This is a genomic window from Micromonospora tarensis (assembly GCF_016803395.1).
Taxonomy (GTDB): Bacteria; Actinomycetota; Actinomycetes; order Mycobacteriales; family Micromonosporaceae; genus Micromonospora; species Micromonospora tarensis.
This window is the reverse complement of record NZ_JAEVHL010000491.1, coordinates 1-1,590: the sequence shown is the minus strand read 5'-3', so window position 1 is coordinate 1,590 and position 1,590 is coordinate 1. Positions and strand designations below refer to the sequence as shown.

The 1,590-nt window shown below is 71.5% G+C and carries 2 protein-coding genes; both read right to left on the bottom strand.

Translation table 11 applies throughout. The features are described 5' to 3' along the window. Window positions 1-1,442, bottom strand: a 1,442-nt coding sequence (locus JM949_RS35840; protein WP_203152460.1) for a bifunctional DNA primase/polymerase, incomplete at its 3' end; no start/stop codon positions are given. After that, window positions 1,439-1,576: an endonuclease domain-containing protein gene (locus JM949_RS40130; RefSeq protein WP_407664890.1), complete on the bottom strand. Its 138-nt coding sequence runs from the start codon at window positions 1,574-1,576 to the stop codon at window positions 1,439-1,441. The genes JM949_RS35840 and JM949_RS40130, both read right to left, overlap by 4 nt. Window positions 1,577-1,590 lie beyond the last annotated feature (14 nt).

Below are 1,590 nucleotides of genomic sequence, written 5' to 3'. Positions count from 1 at the left end.
GCGCCGTCGATCCGCGCCCGCAGGTCCTTGGCCTCACCGAGGTTCAGGATCTTCTCGTAGAGCTGGCGGGCCCTGTCCCGCTGATGCAGCTCCTCGACGGCCTTGCGCAGCCGCGGGTCCGCGTCGAGCTGCGCCCGGATCGCTCCGGTCTCGTCATCGGCTGCCGGTGGTCCCACCTGCGTGGTCTCACCGGTCTCACCCGCCTGCTCGACGGTCACCAAGTCGCCCTCGGCGGGCGGAGCGGTCGGAGCAGCGTCGCGCTCGAGGTCGTCGAGCATCGCCTCCAACTCGGCGCTGGCGACGCTGTCGCCGCCGATCGCCCCGAGGTCGAGCGCGCTCATCGCCGCGCCCTGGTGGCCCTCGTGGTCCCGCCAGGCGATGTACTGGAGCTTCGTGATGGTGCGCCGGCCGTAAGTCGCCACCGCGTCGGCCAGGAACTCCGGCGGGTTGTCGGTCCAGAGGTGCAGCGGGCCGTGGCCGGAGTCGGTGTCGAAGTGGGTGCAGCCCAGCTCGTGCGCCGTGGCGCTCTTGTGGTGTGAGGCATCGCCCGGCCGGGTCCAGATCGGGCAGCCGCAGCGGTCCGGCAGCCCGGTGTCCGTCCATCCGTCCGGCTCGAGCAGTTCCGACCACGAGGTGGTCGCCGACCAGAGGTCGATCGGGTCGCCCTCGTGCCGGATCCGCTCGGCCTGACGCGCCTTGCGCTCGGCGTAGGAGTGGGCGTGCAGTTGGATCCGGTCGAGCAGCCACTCCGGCGCCGGCTCGACCTGGCCGGTGATCGCGTACGCGCCTTCGGCCCGGACCGACGGCGGCACCAGTGCCTGGTGGTCACGCCAGACGGCGACCCATCCGGAGTCAGCGCGCAGCGTCCCCTGGCCCGGCAGCGCGGCCAGGTCGATGCCCTCCGGGATGGTGAACCAGAAGTGGCCGCCGTCCTTGTGCACCCACTGCTGCTCGCCGGCGGCGCTGACCATCACCTTGCCCGGCGTGGTCACCGTCGGCCGCCGCCCGGTCAGGTCGTGGCCGGTCTGCTCGGACCAGTCGGCGAGGAACCCGGCCACCTGCTCGGCAGTGTCCGCGTCGACCATCACCATCCGGGACCGACCGACCTCGACGCCGATGTTGATCGGTCCGCGCTCCTTGACCAGTCGACCCACCACCCGGGTCGCGATGGCGGGGTCGGTCAGGGCGTGCGCGATGCCGCACTCGTGAACCTTGCGCTCCCATCCGCGCTCTCCGCGCTCGCGGGCAGCGTCCTTGGCCTCCCGGTCGGCGGCCTTGGCCTGGCGAGCGGTCAGGGTGCAGATCGGGACCTTCTGGCCCGGGGCGATCGGCACGATGGCGAAGCCCTGGCGGACCGCGTTGCGCACGATGTTGGTCAGCGCGTCCTCGTCGCCGGCCGGGACGATGCCGAAGCAGGCGGTGAACAGGTCGTTGGCGATCATGCGGCAGCCCTCGACTCCAGGTAGCGGACCGCAGCCTGGAGCAGGGCGGTGTTGTCTCGGAACATCCCCAACCCGGTGTTGCAGGTGCGGCAGAGAACTCCGCGGACGTCCTTACTGGTGTGGCAGTGGTCGATGACCAGGTCGCGAT